The following is a 15,880-nucleotide window of genomic DNA, read 5'->3' as shown; positions in this document are numbered from 1 at the left end:
CCTTTCCTTACCCTCCCCAACCGTTTTTTCGCTCTACCTGGGTATGATTCGCTCCTTTCCTTACCCACCCCAATCGTTTTTTCGGTCTACCTGGGTACGATTCACACCTTTGCTTACCCACCCCAACCGTTTTTTCCGTCTACCTGGGTACGATTCGCACCTTTGCTTACCCATCCCAACCGTTTTTTCGGTCTAGCTGGGTACGATTCACACCTTTGCTTACCCACCCCAACCGTTTTTTCGCTCTACCTGGGTACGATTCCCTCCTTTGCTTACCCACCCCAACCGTTTTTTCCGTCTACCTGGGTACGATTCGCACCTTTGCTTACCCCATCCCAACCGTTTTTTCAGTCTAGCTGGGTACGATTCACACCTTTGCTTACCCACCCCAACCGTTTTTTCGCTCTACCTGGGTACGATTCCCTCCTTTGCTTACCCACCCCAACCGTTTTTTCCGTCTACCTGGGTACGATTCACACCTTTGCTTACCCACCCCAACCGTTTTTTCGGTCTAGCTGGGTATGATTCGCTCCTTTCCTTCCCCTCGAGAACCGTTTTTCGTTCTGGCAGGGTAAGAAGAACTCCGGGAATCTAAAAAAGAGCCCACAAAAAAACATGAACCCCAAAGGATTCATGTTTTCTCATTAATGTTCAGTTTTAACAACCATTTCCCGCTTCAATGACCGCTTCTGCCAGATCATTGTCATCACCAGTGTGACAACGAGGAAGACGAGTCCGAGAACAAAGGGATACAGAATCTGGACATCATACAGCATGCCTGCAATCGTCGGCCCAAGCACGTTTCCAATACTCATATAGGCATTGTTCATCCCCATTGCAAAGCCCTGTTCGTTTCCGGCCATTTTAGAAATCAGGGTGTTGAGCACGGGGCGCAGGATCGAAGTTGCAAGGAAGATAAGCAGCGTAATTCCGAAGAACAAGACATAGCTCGTTGCAAACAGTGAAAGCAGGAATCCTGCAGCTGCAACCGCAAGGAAAATATTGAGCACAATTCCTTCACCGAAGCGTCTGACAACACGGTCTACAACAAACAGCTGGACAATGACACTGATAATCCCGGTTGATGTAATCATCAGCGCAATCTCCTGCGGCGTCGCGCCAAACTGATTGTCAACAAACAGGCCAAGCACAGATTCATACGCCATGAGGCCAAAGCTCATGACAAGCGTAATGATAAGAGGCACAAAGTAAGGCATTTTCACCGAGCGCACCATTTTACGCGCCATGGATTCATTGTCCTGAGGCATCATGGCAGCTGTCGTCATTTTTGATTCACTGTCTTCAAGCAGCACAATCGAGAAGATAACGGCTCCCAACGAAACAATCGCAGAAATCAGAAACGGCATTTTCAGCCCGAAATCCGCAAGAAATCCTCCGATGCCGGGTCCGATGACAATCCCGAGAGACATTGCAGCAGAAACAAAGCTGTTCCCTTTTGCACGCTGGTCCATCGTCGTGATGTCCGCCACATAGGCAAAAATGGCAGGAACAAGCAGAGCCGCACCGATTCCGCCGATCACACGGGAAGCATAAAGCCACCAGATCGAATCAACGGCGTAAAAAACGAACATGGATAACGTCAATCCTGCCAGCCCGTAAATAATCATTTTTCTTCTTCCGTACTGATCTGCCCATTTCCCAGCTATCGGGGAAAAAATGAGCTGAGCGCCGGCAAAGATGGCAATCATCAATCCTGCGGCAGTTCCGCCCTGATTGATTGATTCAAGATACGCAGGCAGGATCGGAATAATAATCCCAAAGCTGCCGATGGCAATAAACATGTTGACCATCAAAATAAACATTTTCTTTTTTTGTTCTGCAGACAAAATGACAGCCCCGCTTTCTATAGTTAACGAATGTTGTAAGCATTATTTCAGCAAATACTTAACTATGTTAAATTGTTTGCTGCCCCATTGTCAATGGAAAGCACCCCCGCCTCGTACTGTTTTGCATCACAGAAAAAACCGGGAGAAAATCTGGTTGACTTTCTCCCGGTTTACTATCAACATTTTGATGTCATTTTAAACCATTGACGAATTTAGGAGACTGTTTCAGGAAGACTCTTCATATCAACAGCAGGCCCAAAAAACTCAGAATGGATCTGCTCTTCTTTGATGCCGAGCTCAGCAAGCATGTCGATGACGCACTTCATAAATCCGACCGGACCGCAAACATAAAAATCTCCATTTTTCGTTTGAAGCATTTTCTCCAGATCCTTCTTCTCGATCTGTCCTTCTCTAAAGAAGTTCCGTTCTGTGCAGTCTTCGTTCAGCGGATTGCTGTAAATGGTGTAGACACTGCTGTTTGGCATGTTTGAGCAGAGAGCCGCCACTGTAGATTTAAAGGCATGTGTTCCGCTGTTCTGCGTGGCATGAATAAAGGTCATTTCACGGTCACGCTGTTTTGCAGCAAGTGACGCAAGCATGCTCATGAAAGGTGTTACGCCGACTCCACCGCTGATAAGGGTTACAGGAGTTTCAGCCTCTTCGTTAAGTATAAACTCGCCTGCCGGAGCGCTGATTTCAAGCGTATCTCCAGCTTGAATGTGACTGTGAAGGTAGTTTGATACTTTTCCTGATTCCAGTCCTTTTTCTTCGCGCTTGACCGAAATTCTGAGATAAGGCATTTCAGGTCCTCCTGAAAGGCTGTACTGCCTGTTCATCGTATACGTTTCTCCAGGTATTTTAACTCTTACTGTTATATATTGACCCGGTTTAAATTGTGGTTTTATCGCCTTATTTTCAAGGTAGAAAGATGTAACTGCATCGCTTTCTTTTTCGATCCGTGTAACGGTAAACGGCTGGAAGCCTTCCCATATAGCTTTGCTGTAGAGATTTTTTTCTGCATTGATAAAGACGCCGGCAATCACGCCGTACGCTTCGCCCCATGCTTCAAGAATTTCAGGTGTGGCTGCATCTCCCAAAACTTCTTTTATCGCCCCGAGCAGATACTCCCCTACGATTGGATAATGTTCTTCATTTACGCCAAGACTGCGGTGCTTGTGGGCAATTTGTTCAACTGCCGGCAAAATCATGTGCAGCTGGTGAATATGCAGAGCCGCTGCATAGACGGTGTTTGCAAGCGCCGTCTGCTGCCGGCCCTTTTTTTGATTCGCATGGTTAAAGATATTCAATAGTTCCGGATAATCCTTGAATAAATTGCTGTAAAAACGTGTTGTAATGTCTACCCCTTTTTCTTTTAAAACAGGCACAGTAGATTGAATAATTTCAATGGTTTTTTGAGTAAGCATAAGAGATGCTCCCCTTTTCAATTAAAGTGGTATTTCAAATACATCTTTATCGTACTCCCGCTTCCCATTTAAAGCAATATATAAAATACATCTTTAACGGATCTGTCACAAATGAGCCTTTCTTTTATTAAAGGACAGACTGTTGTGGTAAGATAAACGTACTTCTTGCAGTGGGGCGATGAGACATGAGGCTGACCAACTACACAGATTACTCTCTGAGGGTGCTGATTTATCTTGCCTCTAAAGAAAAGGGAGAACTGTCCAATATAAAAGAAATAGCTGAAGCATATCGCATTTCGAAAAATCATCTGATGAAGGTCACATACGAGCTTGGAAAAATGAAGGTGATTGAGACAGTCAGAGGGCGCGGCGGCGGCATCCGTCTGGCATTAAGTCCAGAAGAGATAAACATTGGCGCAATTGTCAGACAGACAGAGGATGACTTTAATCTTGTGGAATGCTTTGATCCGGAGCGCAATATGTGCGCCATTTCACCCGCATGCAAGCTGAAGGGTGTCCTGCATAAAGCTTTAAGAGCATACCTTGAAGTCCTTGACGGCTATACACTTGCTGACCTCGTTCAAAATAAATCGATGCTTTCAGAATTGCTGAAGCAATGAAAACTGCCTATGGGCGGTTTTTTCTTTTGTCCAAAAATAGTTCCCATTTTGTTACATAATAATTGAAATGCAAATATACTGGTATTATCTGCTTTATTTCAGAGGAGGAATGCTTTTGAAAACCAAACAAATTTTGCTGCTGATCTTGTTTGCTGTCATTATGATTGCCTTTCCGTCTGCACCCGAAGCATCCAAAACCGGAAGTAAGACCGTTGTTGAAACCATTGCCTCTAAAGCACTAAAAAAGGATGACCGCCCGCATCACCACAAACTCACCTACAAACTTTATTTGCCTGAAGGATACGATAAAAAACGGAAAGCCGGCTATCCCGTCATCTACCTATTGCACGGCAGCGGAGGAAATGAACACAGCTGGGATGATTTTTTTGGAACGCTTGACAGAATGATTGCGGAAAAAGAAATTGAACCTGTCATCGCCGTCGTCCCTTCTTCCGGAAATTCCTACTGGGTAAATTCAAAAAAGTACGGAGATTTTGAGAGCGCTATCATTAAAGATCTCATTCCCCATATTGATAAAAAGTACAATACAGAAAGAAGCCGCAGCGGAAGGTTTATTTCAGGCTATTCCATGGGCGGATACGGTGCTCTACGGTACTCACTCATGTATCCAGATTTATTTTCAGGAGCCACTCTTCTGAGCCCCGCTATTCAAAATGGAGAACCTCCGGTTACATCAGGGGCTGTGACAAGGGGCAGTTTTGGTGAACCGTTTGATCTCTCTGAATGGCATGCACTCAATTATCCTGCAGCCATCCGCCACTACATCAGCCAGCCGCACCGGGTTCCGATGTACATCGTTTCAGGAGATGACGACTGGAATCATCTGAGTGAAAAAGAGGACCTGCCTCCTGATGCGCATAAATACAATGTGGAGGTTCAGGCTGTGCAGCTTTATCAGGAGCTTCACAGAAAAAACCTGTTCGGTCTTGATTTTCCAAAGTGGGAGGATGTTCCATCAAGCCCGGCCGAGCTCAGAATTGTAAACGGCGGGCATGGGCTGGATGTATGGCTGAAAGGGTTTGAAGAAGGTATCAAGTACATGTTCGGCAAGCCGGAAGGCACTGAATTCTCGCCTGTCTACCGTCCGGATGATTATATAAGCTCAAAAAATGGAGCCGTTCAGAGCCGCACGTTTCACTCTGACAGCTTATCAAAAGATCTGTCCTATGTTGTGTACACCCCGGAAGAATACGGAAAAGACCCGACTAAACGCTATCCCGTTCTCTATCTGCTTCACGGGTCATATGGAAATGAAAAAAGCTGGGATTCATTCTGGCCGATTTTAGACAAAATGATTGAAGAGAAAAAAATCGAACCTGTTATTGCGGCAGCGCCGGTAACGGGAAACAGCTATTGGGTGAACTCAGAGAAATACGGTGATGTGGAAACAGCCGTCACACAGGACCTGCTGGAGGAAATTGATGCACAGTTTCGGACCATTGCTGACCGGAGCGGACGCGGGCTTGTCGGCTATTCAATGGGAGGATACGGAGCCCTGCGCTATTCACTTGTGTACCCCGATCTGTTTGGAGCTGCTTCCCTGCTGAGTCCGGCCATTCAGTCAGATGAAGCGCCAAGCACGTCAGGGGCAGTTGAGCGCGGCTCATTCGGAGAGCCCTTTAACCGGGAACGCTGGGAGCAGCTGAATTATCCGCGGGCGCTCGAAACTTACGGAAACCAGCCGCATGAAGTACCTCTTTTTATCATCGCGGGAGATGATGACTGGAACCATTTAAGCGAAAAAGAAGACCTTCCACCTGACGCTTGGAGATACAACATGGAAGTCCAGGCCGTCACGTCCTATGAGCGGATTCACAGATCCAATGTATTTAACAGGCCTTTTGAAAAATGGAGCCCTGTACCAGGTAGCCCGGCGGAGCTTAGAATTGTTAACGGAGGGCACGGCATGTCCGTCTGGGCAGCAGGCTTTGAACAGGGACTGATGTATATGTTTGAAAATGGTTTGTCTTCGGCTGAACAGGGTGCTGGAAACTGAAAATGCAAAAAATAACAAGAACTGCGTCCATCAGACGCAGTTCTTGTTTGGTATATAGATTAATGGAACGAGCCAGAGAAAAGAGTGGAGATTGTGAGAGATAATGGAGATATCCATGAAAGAGGCAGCGGGAAAATGGTTATGTACGCTTGGCATCCGCCAAGCTTTTTTACTTTTACACAGCAGAAACCGTATGATCAGCTTGTTTTCCTTCCATCGATTCATACAAGCGCTTTACCCTCATTGCGATATCATCGCAAAGCTCCTGGTAGTGGGCAAACTCCTCCTCCTCGCTGTCAAATGCGTAAAGGGAAAGGTTTGGAAGGTTCCATGAAAGCACGTTCTCTGTTTCCCCGTCTACAGGGGGCGTTTTCTCCTGTTTGTAATCGTACATTTGAACAACGATATCCGCTTTATTTAACAGGCCAAGGTCAATTTTCTCAGAGTCAGAGTCTTCCATGGACATGTTCACTTCTTTCATTGCTTTCACACAGACAGGATCGACTTGAGTTTTGGCAAGGCCGGCACTTTTAATTTGCCATTTACTGGAGAACAATTTCTTTGCCCAGGCTTCTGCTATTAAGCTCCTGCATGAGTTGAAATAGGACAGAAAGTAAATGGTAGGTTGTCTCATCGCTGTACCTCTTTCTATGAGTTTGTATTATTCTTTACCCGCTCTTAACAAGAATTACACGTTTATTTACAACCATTTACTGTTAATCTTAAGGAATTTTGGAAAATACCACTGCTGTCCTACCTGCCAATTCGGGAAAATCGCTTTTGATGGCTAGCCAGGTCACTTTCCAAAATGGGTGTCAGCGTCTTAAAGGCCGTTTGGGCAAGCTGTTTAAAGGAACGCTTATTGACGGCATCAAGTTCCTCCTTGAGCTCTTCCGGTATAGATGCCGCTCCGCAGAGTGCTCCTGCAATGGCTCCTCCCATGCTTGCGATGGAATCAGCGTCATGCCCGTAATTCACACCGCCAATGATGGTCTTCATTGTGTCGCCGCCTGCAATGGAAAAAAGAGCGAGAGCAACTGGCAGCTCTTCAATGGCATGGATCCGGCTTGGAATGTTCGCATTTCCTTTTCCCTGCTTTTTCCGGTCTGAAAAGGATTTTACGGTATCAAAAGGTTCCATCGCTGTCCGTATATCTTCACGTGCCGATAAAACATCAAGGTGTCCCGCTGCCGCGTCAAGAACAGCTTCTATCGCAAGCTTTGTTCCATCTTTGGCAAGATCTCTAGCTGCAGCGAGAATGCTCTGCACGCTTGCATCCATGCTCATCGCTTCTGCAATGGCCGCTGCCATGACTCCCGCAGCTTCCCTGCCGTAGCTTGTCTGATGGGCACCTGCAAGGTCAATCGCTTCCCGGTAGGCACGCTCCGGATCACCCGCATTCATGATGCCTACCGGACTCATGTACATCGCCGCCCCGCAGTTCACCATGTTGCCTTGTCCAGCTTCACGCGGATCTACGTTTGCAAGCCTGTGTCTCAGGAATAAATACTGCTCCGGGTAATAAAGACGGGTAATGACAGGTGCCTCTTTTTTCAGCTCAGGAATGTAGACCTTGTGCTCTGCAATTTCTTCTACAAGACATTCAGCAATGTCATAGGCTGTCAGATGTCTCTGCTTTTTTTCATATACCCTGAGAAGCGCTTCTACCATCAGCGTATCATCCGTAATATGGCCATTGCCCTTTTCAAGAGGCCGCATGTTTCCAGGCTCCTTCCAGGCATTGCTTGCAGGTTCCCGGAAGGTTGTCACAACTCCGAATTTCTCTCTGATGACCGCCGGAACAAGCCCTTCAGTAGGTGATCCCATCGCATCTCCGACAGCCCCGCCGTAAATGGCGCCTTCGATTTTATCAAGCAGCTTTGCCTTCATATCCTTTCCCTCCTTCTACAGCTCTTTACACGCAACATTCGAAAGCAGCGCCTCGCCTTTTCCAAGCACAGAAAAACCGAACATGCCGGATGCAAAGCGGCTGTCTTCTGCAGAAAAAATCTTTTCATCATTAATGGAAAAGCAAATCTGACTGCCTGTGCATGTGACCTCGAATCTGTATGTTTCGGTATGACTCCATTCATAAGGAACTTCCACCAATTTCTTCACTCCAAAATCAATTAGATGCAGGGACACCTTGTTATGGCCGTCAAACCCCGCCCTGTAATGGCGGTATACACCTTCCGCTCTGGCAATCATCATGTGACAGCCGCCGCTGACCGGCTCCACGTCTGCTGAAACCGTATAATCCCGAGCATAATAGTTCCCCGTAAACGAGGAACATTCTTCATCAGACGAGCATTTCATTTTGCCGTTCTCAAGGACTGCTTTGCCTTTATGATGGGCAAAAGGCATAACGGACTGAAACTCCATTGCCTGTTTTCTGAAATCAATTGTGTAATCAGCCTTTCCGCTGACTTCAAATTCATCAAGATAGAGTTTTCCAAACGCCCTTTCAAGCAGATGAGAAGGGCTTTCTATCATAAATCCGGCTTCATCAATAACCGCACCGTGTGTATCAGGAACGATAAATGAAATCTCATTCCAGGCCCCATTGACGAGTTTGACCGGCTGCAGCTTCAGATTCTCTTCCGTAAACGTATTTCTGACATAAGGCGTCAAAACCACATCTTCCCCCTGCCATTTATCTGAAAACACCTTCATACTGATAGTCTGGCCGCTGCAGATTTTAGGAGAAAAAGCAGGCTTATATTTTTCGTCATTGAACTCTTTTCTGCGGTGGAACGGCTTGTAAAATACTTTTCCTGCCTCTCCTTCAATCATCCGGTCAATGAAGATCTCAAGTGAACCCTTTGTCATACAGCCGATATCAGGGCAGTGCCTGAGAAAAAGCTTAAAGGGAAAATCCGTTTGAAAACCGTGAGTCGATCCAGGAAGGACAAAATCGAAATAGAGATTTTCTTTTTTATAGCTTTTCACGAGCATGTCCGGCGCTTCTTCCCCAGCCAGTCTGCAGCCAAGCAGCGCAAGCTCTTTTGCAAAAGAAGGAATGTCCATGATGTTCAAATAGCCCGAGACACTGGACAGGACGATAGAGTCGTTGATTGGTTTTCGGTAATAATCAGGAATGCTGCGGGTTCCGTAGAGGACGCCTGCTATGGTTCCGATTTTTCCGGCATTACAGTCTGTATCCCACCCGCACATCGTGGCAATCTCAATGGTTCTTGCAAAGGAACCCTCTCCGTAGAGCATGGCAAGGATGCACACTCCCGCATTGGGGATAATATGGCACACTCCGGGGTATTTGTCATAGCCCCAGTTCACCTCAAGAAAATCTCTGCATGCCCGGAAATCACCCGGATGTTCCCAATGAAAATCCAGGACTTCGCCTGCAATTTTGGCGTACGTGCTATCTTTTGGAATTGTTTTTAAACCTCTGGCGATCACTTCGTGAATGTCCGAAGCATTGAAGGCCGCCGCAATGCAGGCCGCGATGAACCTGGCCCCGTAAATACCGTTTTTATCATGTGATACACTCGCTGCTTTTGCTGCATAATCGGCCGCTTTTTCCGGATTTCCGGGGAAAAGCAGTCCCCAGGTATCCACGAAAATCTGCCCGCCGATCTGTTCGGCCAGCGTGAGGCCATTTTTTTCTGCCGAACCGGAATACGGAGGCTGAATGCCTTTTTCAAGATTCAGATACGCCGTATGCTCCGTGCTGATCCCTTCACCGCCCCACCAGAACATTCCGATGCCGCTGCGGGTATAATTCAGCCATGCACGGCCAACATCTTCAGCCGTCAGTTCCCGATCCTTCGCGTCATCATAAAGGGCTCTTATAAAAAATGCCGGCCCGTTCGCATCATCGTCTGCTGAAAAGACTTTATACTCTTTTAAATAGCCGTTTATCTCACCGTACACATCATGTATCCGTTCATATGTCCACTCAAGCGGCTCAACCGGCGCCCCGAGTCTTATTCCCGCATTCATGCCGAGAAACCCTGCATATACCCGCTCCAGATAATCTTCAGGAATCAACATGCATTCCCCTTCCCCTGTTTTCTGTACAAGCTATTCTTTCTACCATACGTTTGGGGAGGGGCAATCATTCTGCTTTTCTTAAAAAATGAGAGACTCTATAAATAGAATCTCTCATTAAGAGGTACATTAGTTTAATTGTTCATTCGCATATTCCGTAATTTCTTTCCCACCGGCAGCCTCCCACTCTTTAACGAACGCATCGAAGTCGTCGAGTGGGCGTTTGCCTGTAATGATGTCTGTGGAGTATTCCTTATAGAGGTTTTCCATGGCATCCCAGTTTGCAATGTACTCTTCAGGTAAAATAAACAGGTTATCCTCCTGATAGAAATCGTTGACAAGCTTCAGTGAAGTTTCTGCTTCTTTGCTCAGGAGCGGCTTTTTCAGCGGCATGTCAGGCGTGAATTCTGACGGCTCCCAGAATCTTGCAAACCACTGCTCGTAGTAAGTGTCTGTTAAGTCAATTTCTCCGCTGTCAGTGGTGTAATGCTCCCCTTCAAAACCGAGGCGGTCAATCATCTGTCCTTCCGGGCTTGCAAGGTAATCAAGAATTTTAAAGGCCAGTTCTTTTTTCTCTGATTGCGAGGAAATCGCAACTCCGCGGGCTTCTTTTGTCACATCTGCAGCCCCGAAACCCTGGCCTTTTCCTTTAGCCGGCGGAAGAACTTTCACTGCCGCTTCGTCTCCGTTCGTCTGCATCATTTTCCCGTTGTAAATATCGATGACTTTACCTGCCGTACCGGTAATTACCCCTGCTTCGCCATCATAAAATGCCTTTTCTTTTGTATCCCATTCTTTTGTCAAATAGCCGGGATCCAAAAGACCTTCTTTGTAGAGCTTCTGATAAAAGGCCAGCTTCTCTTTTTCCTCAGCTGATACCTTGTGATACACAAAGCCTCCGTCTTGTTTCAACCAGGAGGAAGTGAGCCCGAAGGACATGTTGAAAATGGCATTCAGCTCTTCTATATCACCTGCTGCTGTAAAGGCGTACGAAGGCTTTCCCTCGCCTCCCGGAGGATTTGTATTCAGTTCTTTGAAGAACGCATAGTAATTGTCAATCGTCGGATCGTCCATCAGTGCTTTTGATGAAGACATTTTGTCAAACCAGTCACCCCTGATCACCGGTGTTTTTTGGGACAGCGGCTTGATCCAGAGCAGGTACGGATAGTTTTCAAGACGTTTCTTATTCCATGGTTCGAGTTTGTCTTTAATGTACTTCGATTTTTCAATATGAGGCGTCAGATCTTCAAGCAGATCCTGATCTGCTATCTGCTGGTCTCCACCCTGAAAATAAATCATATCCGGTATATCCCCGCTCATAAGGAGCAGGTTTAATTTTTCCGCGTAATTGCCCTGCGGCATCTCAACAAGCTCAAATTTCACATTGAGCTTCTCATCTTCTTTCAATCCCTTTTCGAGCGCCTCAAAATACTTGACAGAAGCAGGATTTGAGGGGTTTTCATCCTTCATGACAATTCGGACTGTTGTTGACCCGTCCTCATTTTTCTCAGAGGTTTCCGTTTTTTCAGAGCATCCGGCAGCCGTGATAAGAAAGACAGCAAGTAGCAGTTGAAGACATTTTCTCACGTTTATTCCCCTTTTCTTTTTTAAGTTAATCTTTCACTCCGCCCTCAAGCGCACCTTTTGCATAAAATTTGAGGATGAAGGGATACATGATCAAAAGCGGCACAATGGCAATGATGATGGTGCCTGCCTGAAGCGACGCAAAATCAAGGCTCGCCACACTTTTGTACTCAAGAAGGGTCTGTACACCGACGAGCGAAGCATTGTCCCTCTCCACTACAAACTGCCTAAGTACGAGCTGCAGCGGCCACTTCCCCGGGTCCGTCAAGTAAATTGAAGCCCGGAAAAACTCATTCCAGTGAAAAACGGCGTAAAAAAGACCAAGCGTCGCCAGTGCCGGCTTAGAGAGCGGAAGCATAATTCTGAAGAAGATATTTAAATGCCCGGCCCCGTCCATCCTGGCAGCCTCCAGAATACTTTCAGGCACATCTTCGAAAAACCGCATCATAATAAACAAATAATAAACATTAATTGCCTTATAAAGGATTAAAGAAAGGTAAGAATCCAGCAGTCCCAGGTCTTTAACCACCAGGTACTCTGGAATTAGACCGGGTTCAAACACCATGATGACAATGAGCAGCACCATAAACAGTCTTCTTCCAACCAGCCGCTTCCTTGTCAGAACATAAGCTGAAAGCGCTGTCAAAAGAAGGTTCAGCAGCGTTCCTGCAGCAGTGATAAAAAGGGAGTTGAACAAGCTCTTCACAATCAGCGGATTGGAAAGAAGAATCTCATAGTTTACGAGAGAAAAACCTTTCGGAAACAGCGACAACCCGGTCATTTTATGGGCGTTTTCAGGTGCTGTCAGCGATAGTGCCAGCAGGTTCAGGATCGGCACAATCATCGTCAACGTCACAAGAAACAAACCTGTATATAGAATCACGACCGGCCATTTCATCGTTTTCATCCTCACCACACTCCCTTCCCGGTCAGGCGTTTGGCGAGAAAGTGTGTTCCAAAGATCAGCACAACGCCAATTGCTCCTTTGAAAAGGCTTGCGGCGGTCGCATATGCATACTGACCGTTCAGAATTCCGATTCGGTATACATATGTATCCAGAATATCTACAACACTGATGACTGAATCATTCATGAAGTTAAAAACCTGATCAAAGCCTGCATTCATAAAGAATCCAAGATTTAAAATGAATACGGTAATGACCGTGCTTTTCATTTCAGGGAGCGTAATATACCTCATCTGCTGAAGTCCCGAGGCCCCGTCCATTTTTGCCGCTTCATAAAGAGAAGGGCTGATTTTCATAATCGCAGCCAGATAAATAATGGAATCCCATCCCGCGCTTCTCCACATTTCCGAAAACACAAGGACCCAGCGAATCTGATCTTTGCTCGTCATATAATCAAGCGAAGGAAGCTGGAATACATTCCGAATAATATTCACTCCCCCGTCAACCGGATTCAGCAGGCTGATCCAGATGCCTGCGATGACAACCCATGAGAGAAAGTGGGGAAGGTAGACAACAGACTGAACATACTTCCGGTAAGAAGCGTGCCTGATTTCATTAATAAGAAGCGACAGAATAATGGGAATCGGAAAAACAAAAATGATTTTCATTGTGCTGATGATAATCGTATTTTTCAGCACAGTGAAAAACGCGGGCGAATCGAACAAAACACGAAAATGCTTCAATCCAACCCACACATTGTCACCAATAATGCGGTAATCCTGAAAGGCGAGCTTCATCCCGATCAGCGGCACAATATGAAACAGGCTGAAATAGATCAGCGCAGGCAGAAACATCACGTACAAAATCCAGTCCCGCTTGATAAAGGCAAGCTTTTCTCTACTCATTGCTTTTGCCCCTGCTTCTGAATGCCTCCAGTTCTTTATCCGTCGGCATGCCGCTTTGTGCGCCGTGTTTTTCCACGCTCAGGCCAGCTGCAGCTGCAGCAAACTGAACAGCTTCCTTTAGAACCATCCCTTTCGCTGACGCCGCTGCAAACGCTCCGGCAAATGTATCTCCTGCCCCTGTGGAATCAACCGGATTTACTTCTGCGGCAGGTATATGAACCGGCTTTTCGCCGTCATGATAGACGACGCCATGCTCTCCTTTTGTAATCAGCAGCTTGTTGGGATATTTCCTTAACGCTTCTTCCTCCGGCATGTTGAAAAGAATGGCGGCTTCATGCTCGTTCGGCAGAATGTAGGATGTGTTATCAATCAGTGATTCCGGAATGGGAACCGCCGGAGCCGGATTCAGGATGACGGTCTTCCCATGATGGCTGAGTGTTTCCGCTGCATATTCAATGGATGCCAATGGAATTTCCATGGAAAGCAGAATGACATCCGCCTGAAGGATTGCTTCCATCTTATCCTCAAGGTAGCTCTTATCTGTTTTGCTGTTTGCACCTGGTATCACAATAATCCTGTTTTGGCCTCTGCAGCTCTCAATAAGCGCACAGCCTGTAGGTGCATCCTTCCGCTCAACTACATGCACGGCATCAACATGATTTTTCTCAAGCTCGGCAAGCAGGGACCTCCCGTGATCGTCGTCTCCAACAGTGCCAAACATCATGACCTGCGCTCCAAGTCTGCCTGCTGCCGTTGCCTGATTCGCTCCCTTGCCGCCGGGAAACATGCTGAAGTCTTTGCCGAATACGGTTTCTCCCATCTTTGGCGACACTTCCGTAACGGCGACCAAATCCATATTCAAACTTCCGATAACAGCAATTTTCTTCATCTTTCAATCTCCTAATCTATTTCTAGGTTCATAAGCGGCGCATGCTGCTGGGCACCGTAAACATCGCGGTCAAAGACTGCCCCCGATGAAGTGTTTCTGTAAAACGTCACTTTAAAGCCCAGTGCCTGATCATAAAAAACAATGCTTTTCAGCTGCTCCTTTTTCAGGAGGTAAAGTCTGCAGATGGTTTCCTTATTGATTTTACCGGAATTTTTCACATAATCGTAGGTCACTTTGTCGCTGAATAAAACATCCAGTGTAATCTCAAATGGACCTGAGTTTTTGCTTCTGAGGATTTTTGCATATTCTCCAAGTGATGTCATAAAACCTCCAGCCGAAAAGGCGGCTCTTTTTCAAGTTTCATAAGATGATAGACGGAAAACTCATAAACAGGGCCGAAATCAATATCACTCGGGGCAAAAGGAAAAGCCAGGTTTCCGGCCGTGGACTTTCTCCCCTCATAGCCATAATGCAAAAACGTAGAGCGGAGTGACGCACAAACGCTGCTCGCCATCTCCTGCGTAACAGCGGTCACTTCAAATAGGATGCCAAGCTCATGCCCCGAAAAAACAGCCCGTTCATTCTCGCCCAGAACAGCATTTTTGCCGTAGTTGTAAAACTGGATCTGATAGGAGTCAGCAGGTATTTCCTTGTAGTGGCACAAGACATCCTGTTTTACAGCCTCTTCTACTTCCTCGATTTTTTCAATCAGCAGCGGATCGCGTACACCGGCAATCACAAAAGTTCTATATGCCGTCTTGCGTGCGCCTTCCAGCTTAATCCAGTATTCACTTGACGGGATGTACCTGCTTCCTGATACTTCTACAATGCCGCTTCCCCCATCGTGGAATGTACACCCGGATAAATCCAGCATAAAACCGGGACCATGCAGGAGGTATGGGTGGTCTTTTTCATAAAAGGTATGGGCGGCCACGCTTGCCGCAGTGCAAATTCTGGACGGATTCAGTGCCTGTACCGTGAAAGAATCTTCTTTTATCGTGCCTAAAATGCAGTCTTTCGTGGTTCCCGGTTCTGCACACAGGGCTCCGCATTCAAGAATTTTTCCAAGGTGATACGAAAGGCCGGGATCTTTTCCAAAAAAGATGCCGGCTGCTGCGTAGACGGATGGATCAAACGCCCTTCCGCAAATAATGATGTCACACCCCTGCTCAAGTGCCTGAACGATAGGTTCATGCCCCATTTGAGCAACAATCGAATAGGTTTCATTGAGTGTTTGCTCCGTTACATCAGGAACATTCGGGCTCATTTTCTTCAGGCGGTCCTCTTCAAGGGCCTCCATGACAGATTGGTGCTGAATATCAGCCCATATGACGGCGATTCTCGGCTCAGCCGCGATTTCGTTCAAAATTTCATGAACAATATCCATTGTCCACTCAACGTGCGGTTTTGCACCGGCACCGCCTGCAGAACCGATGATCAGCGGAATCTTATGATCAATCGCTGCAGTTATCAGCAGCTGGATATCCCGTTTAGCAGCACGTCTTGACACAATTCCAACTCCCGCGCCAAGTTTATGCGGCCCGGCGTCAGTTGAACCTGCATCCACTGCAATCACGTGCGGTTTCAAACTCAGTCCATTCAAGAAACTCTCATGCGGAAAACCGTACCCGAGCATGCCGCATGGCGACAGAATTCGTATCTCCCTTTCCATTTCATCCCCC

The 15,880-nt window shown here is 46.7% G+C and carries 13 protein-coding genes; 2 read left to right on the top strand and 11 right to left on the bottom strand.

Translation table 11 applies throughout. The features are described 5' to 3' along the window. Positions 1-644 precede the first annotated feature (644 nt). Together ACK1LH_RS03695 and hmpA are read right to left on the bottom strand one after the other, a co-directional pair. Positions 645-1,847, bottom strand: a complete 1,203-nt coding sequence (locus ACK1LH_RS03695) for an MFS transporter (RefSeq protein ID WP_203289619.1) — start codon at positions 1,845-1,847, stop codon at positions 645-647. Between the two features lie 212 nt (positions 1,848-2,059). Next, positions 2,060-3,271 (bottom strand): NO-inducible flavohemoprotein, encoded by a 1,212-nt coding sequence (gene hmpA, locus ACK1LH_RS03690; RefSeq protein ID WP_411334525.1) that lies wholly within the window; start codon positions 3,269-3,271, stop codon positions 2,060-2,062. Positions 3,272-3,456: 185 nt separating this feature from the next. Here hmpA and ACK1LH_RS03685 point away from each other — a divergent pair, with 185 nt between their 5' ends. Beyond that, positions 3,457-3,891 carry an Rrf2 family transcriptional regulator gene (locus ACK1LH_RS03685; RefSeq protein ID WP_029283436.1) on the top strand — a complete coding sequence of 145 codons (435 nt, stop codon included), beginning with the start codon at positions 3,457-3,459 and terminating at the stop codon, positions 3,889-3,891. 115 nt (positions 3,892-4,006) lie between these two features. Next, on the top strand, positions 4,007-5,908 hold the full coding sequence (locus ACK1LH_RS03680; protein ID WP_411334524.1) for an alpha/beta hydrolase: 1,902 nt from the start codon (positions 4,007-4,009) through the stop codon (positions 5,906-5,908). A 175-nt stretch (positions 5,909-6,083) separates the two neighbouring features. Here the strand turns inward: ACK1LH_RS03680 and ACK1LH_RS03675 are convergent, their stop codons facing one another. The 9 genes from ACK1LH_RS03675 to ACK1LH_RS03635 all read right to left on the bottom strand — a co-directional run bounded on the left by ACK1LH_RS03675 (position 6,084) and on the right by ACK1LH_RS03635 (position 15,870). After that, positions 6,084-6,542, bottom strand: coding sequence for a hypothetical protein (locus tag ACK1LH_RS03675; protein ID WP_051827411.1), 459 nt, complete (start codon positions 6,540-6,542; stop codon positions 6,084-6,086). Positions 6,543-6,661: 119 nt separating this feature from the next. Continuing rightward, positions 6,662-7,798 (bottom strand): ADP-ribosylglycohydrolase family protein, encoded by a 1,137-nt coding sequence (locus tag ACK1LH_RS03670; protein ID WP_029283432.1) that lies wholly within the window; start codon positions 7,796-7,798, stop codon positions 6,662-6,664. A gap of 15 nt (positions 7,799-7,813) precedes the next feature. Then, complete coding sequence (locus tag ACK1LH_RS03665; protein ID WP_411334523.1) at positions 7,814-9,919, bottom strand: ADP-ribosylglycohydrolase family protein; 2,106 nt, start codon at positions 9,917-9,919, stop codon at positions 7,814-7,816. 126 nt (positions 9,920-10,045) lie between these two features. Next, the gene (locus ACK1LH_RS03660; RefSeq protein ID WP_029567240.1) at positions 10,046-11,503 is read right to left on the bottom strand and encodes an extracellular solute-binding protein; all 1,458 of its coding nucleotides are present in this window, start codon (positions 11,501-11,503) and stop codon (positions 10,046-10,048) included. A 25-nt stretch (positions 11,504-11,528) separates the two neighbouring features. After that, on the bottom strand, positions 11,529-12,407 hold the full coding sequence (locus ACK1LH_RS03655; RefSeq protein ID WP_029567239.1) for a carbohydrate ABC transporter permease: 879 nt from the start codon (positions 12,405-12,407) through the stop codon (positions 11,529-11,531). A gap of 2 nt (positions 12,408-12,409) precedes the next feature. Continuing rightward, the gene (locus ACK1LH_RS03650; RefSeq protein WP_029285291.1) at positions 12,410-13,309 is read right to left on the bottom strand and encodes an ABC transporter permease; all 900 of its coding nucleotides are present in this window, start codon (positions 13,307-13,309) and stop codon (positions 12,410-12,412) included. After that, positions 13,302-14,198, bottom strand: a complete 897-nt coding sequence (gene rbsK, locus ACK1LH_RS03645) for a ribokinase (RefSeq protein WP_411334522.1) — start codon at positions 14,196-14,198, stop codon at positions 13,302-13,304. The genes ACK1LH_RS03650 and rbsK overlap by 8 nt, the downstream gene beginning before the upstream one ends. 11 nt (positions 14,199-14,209) lie before the next feature. Continuing rightward, complete coding sequence (locus tag ACK1LH_RS03640; protein ID WP_411334521.1) at positions 14,210-14,521, bottom strand: DUF4387 domain-containing protein; 312 nt, start codon at positions 14,519-14,521, stop codon at positions 14,210-14,212. Next, on the bottom strand, positions 14,518-15,870 hold the full coding sequence (locus ACK1LH_RS03635; RefSeq protein ID WP_411334520.1) for an acyclic terpene utilization AtuA family protein: 1,353 nt from the start codon (positions 15,868-15,870) through the stop codon (positions 14,518-14,520). The genes ACK1LH_RS03640 and ACK1LH_RS03635 overlap by 4 nt, the downstream gene beginning before the upstream one ends. Positions 15,871-15,880: the final 10 nt, after the last annotated feature.

Source organism: Metabacillus indicus, assembly GCF_046603695.1.
GTDB classification, from domain to species: domain Bacteria; phylum Bacillota; class Bacilli; order Bacillales; family Bacillaceae; genus Bacillus_P; species Bacillus_P indicus.
The sequence above is the reverse complement of the archived record's forward strand: the minus strand, read 5'-3'. Positions and strand labels throughout refer to the sequence as shown.

Bases quoted from the DNA above. Each gene is read 5' to 3' on its own strand.
- hmpA (WP_411334525.1), bottom strand. From the start codon at position 3,271: ATGCTTACTCAAAAAACCATTGAAATTATTCAATCTACTGTGCCTGTT.
- ACK1LH_RS03685 (WP_029283436.1), top strand. From the start codon at position 3,457: ATGAGGCTGACCAACTACACAGATTACTCTCTGAGGGTGCTGATTTAT.
- ACK1LH_RS03675 (WP_051827411.1), bottom strand. From the start codon at position 6,542: ATGAGACAACCTACCATTTACTTTCTGTCCTATTTCAACTCATGCAGG.
- ACK1LH_RS03670 (WP_029283432.1), bottom strand. From the start codon at position 7,798: ATGAAGGCAAAGCTGCTTGATAAAATCGAAGGCGCCATTTACGGCGGG.
- ACK1LH_RS03665 (WP_411334523.1), bottom strand. From the start codon at position 9,919: ATGTTGATTCCTGAAGATTATCTGGAGCGGGTATATGCAGGGTTTCTC.
- ACK1LH_RS03655 (WP_029567239.1), bottom strand. From the start codon at position 12,407: ATGAAAACGATGAAATGGCCGGTCGTGATTCTATATACAGGTTTGTTT.
- ACK1LH_RS03650 (WP_029285291.1), bottom strand. From the start codon at position 13,309: ATGAGTAGAGAAAAGCTTGCCTTTATCAAGCGGGACTGGATTTTGTAC.
- rbsK (WP_411334522.1), bottom strand. From the start codon at position 14,198: ATGAAGAAAATTGCTGTTATCGGAAGTTTGAATATGGATTTGGTCGCC.
- ACK1LH_RS03640 (WP_411334521.1), bottom strand. From the start codon at position 14,521: ATGACATCACTTGGAGAATATGCAAAAATCCTCAGAAGCAAAAACTCA.
- ACK1LH_RS03635 (WP_411334520.1), bottom strand. From the start codon at position 15,870: ATGGAAAGGGAGATACGAATTCTGTCGCCATGCGGCATGCTCGGGTAC.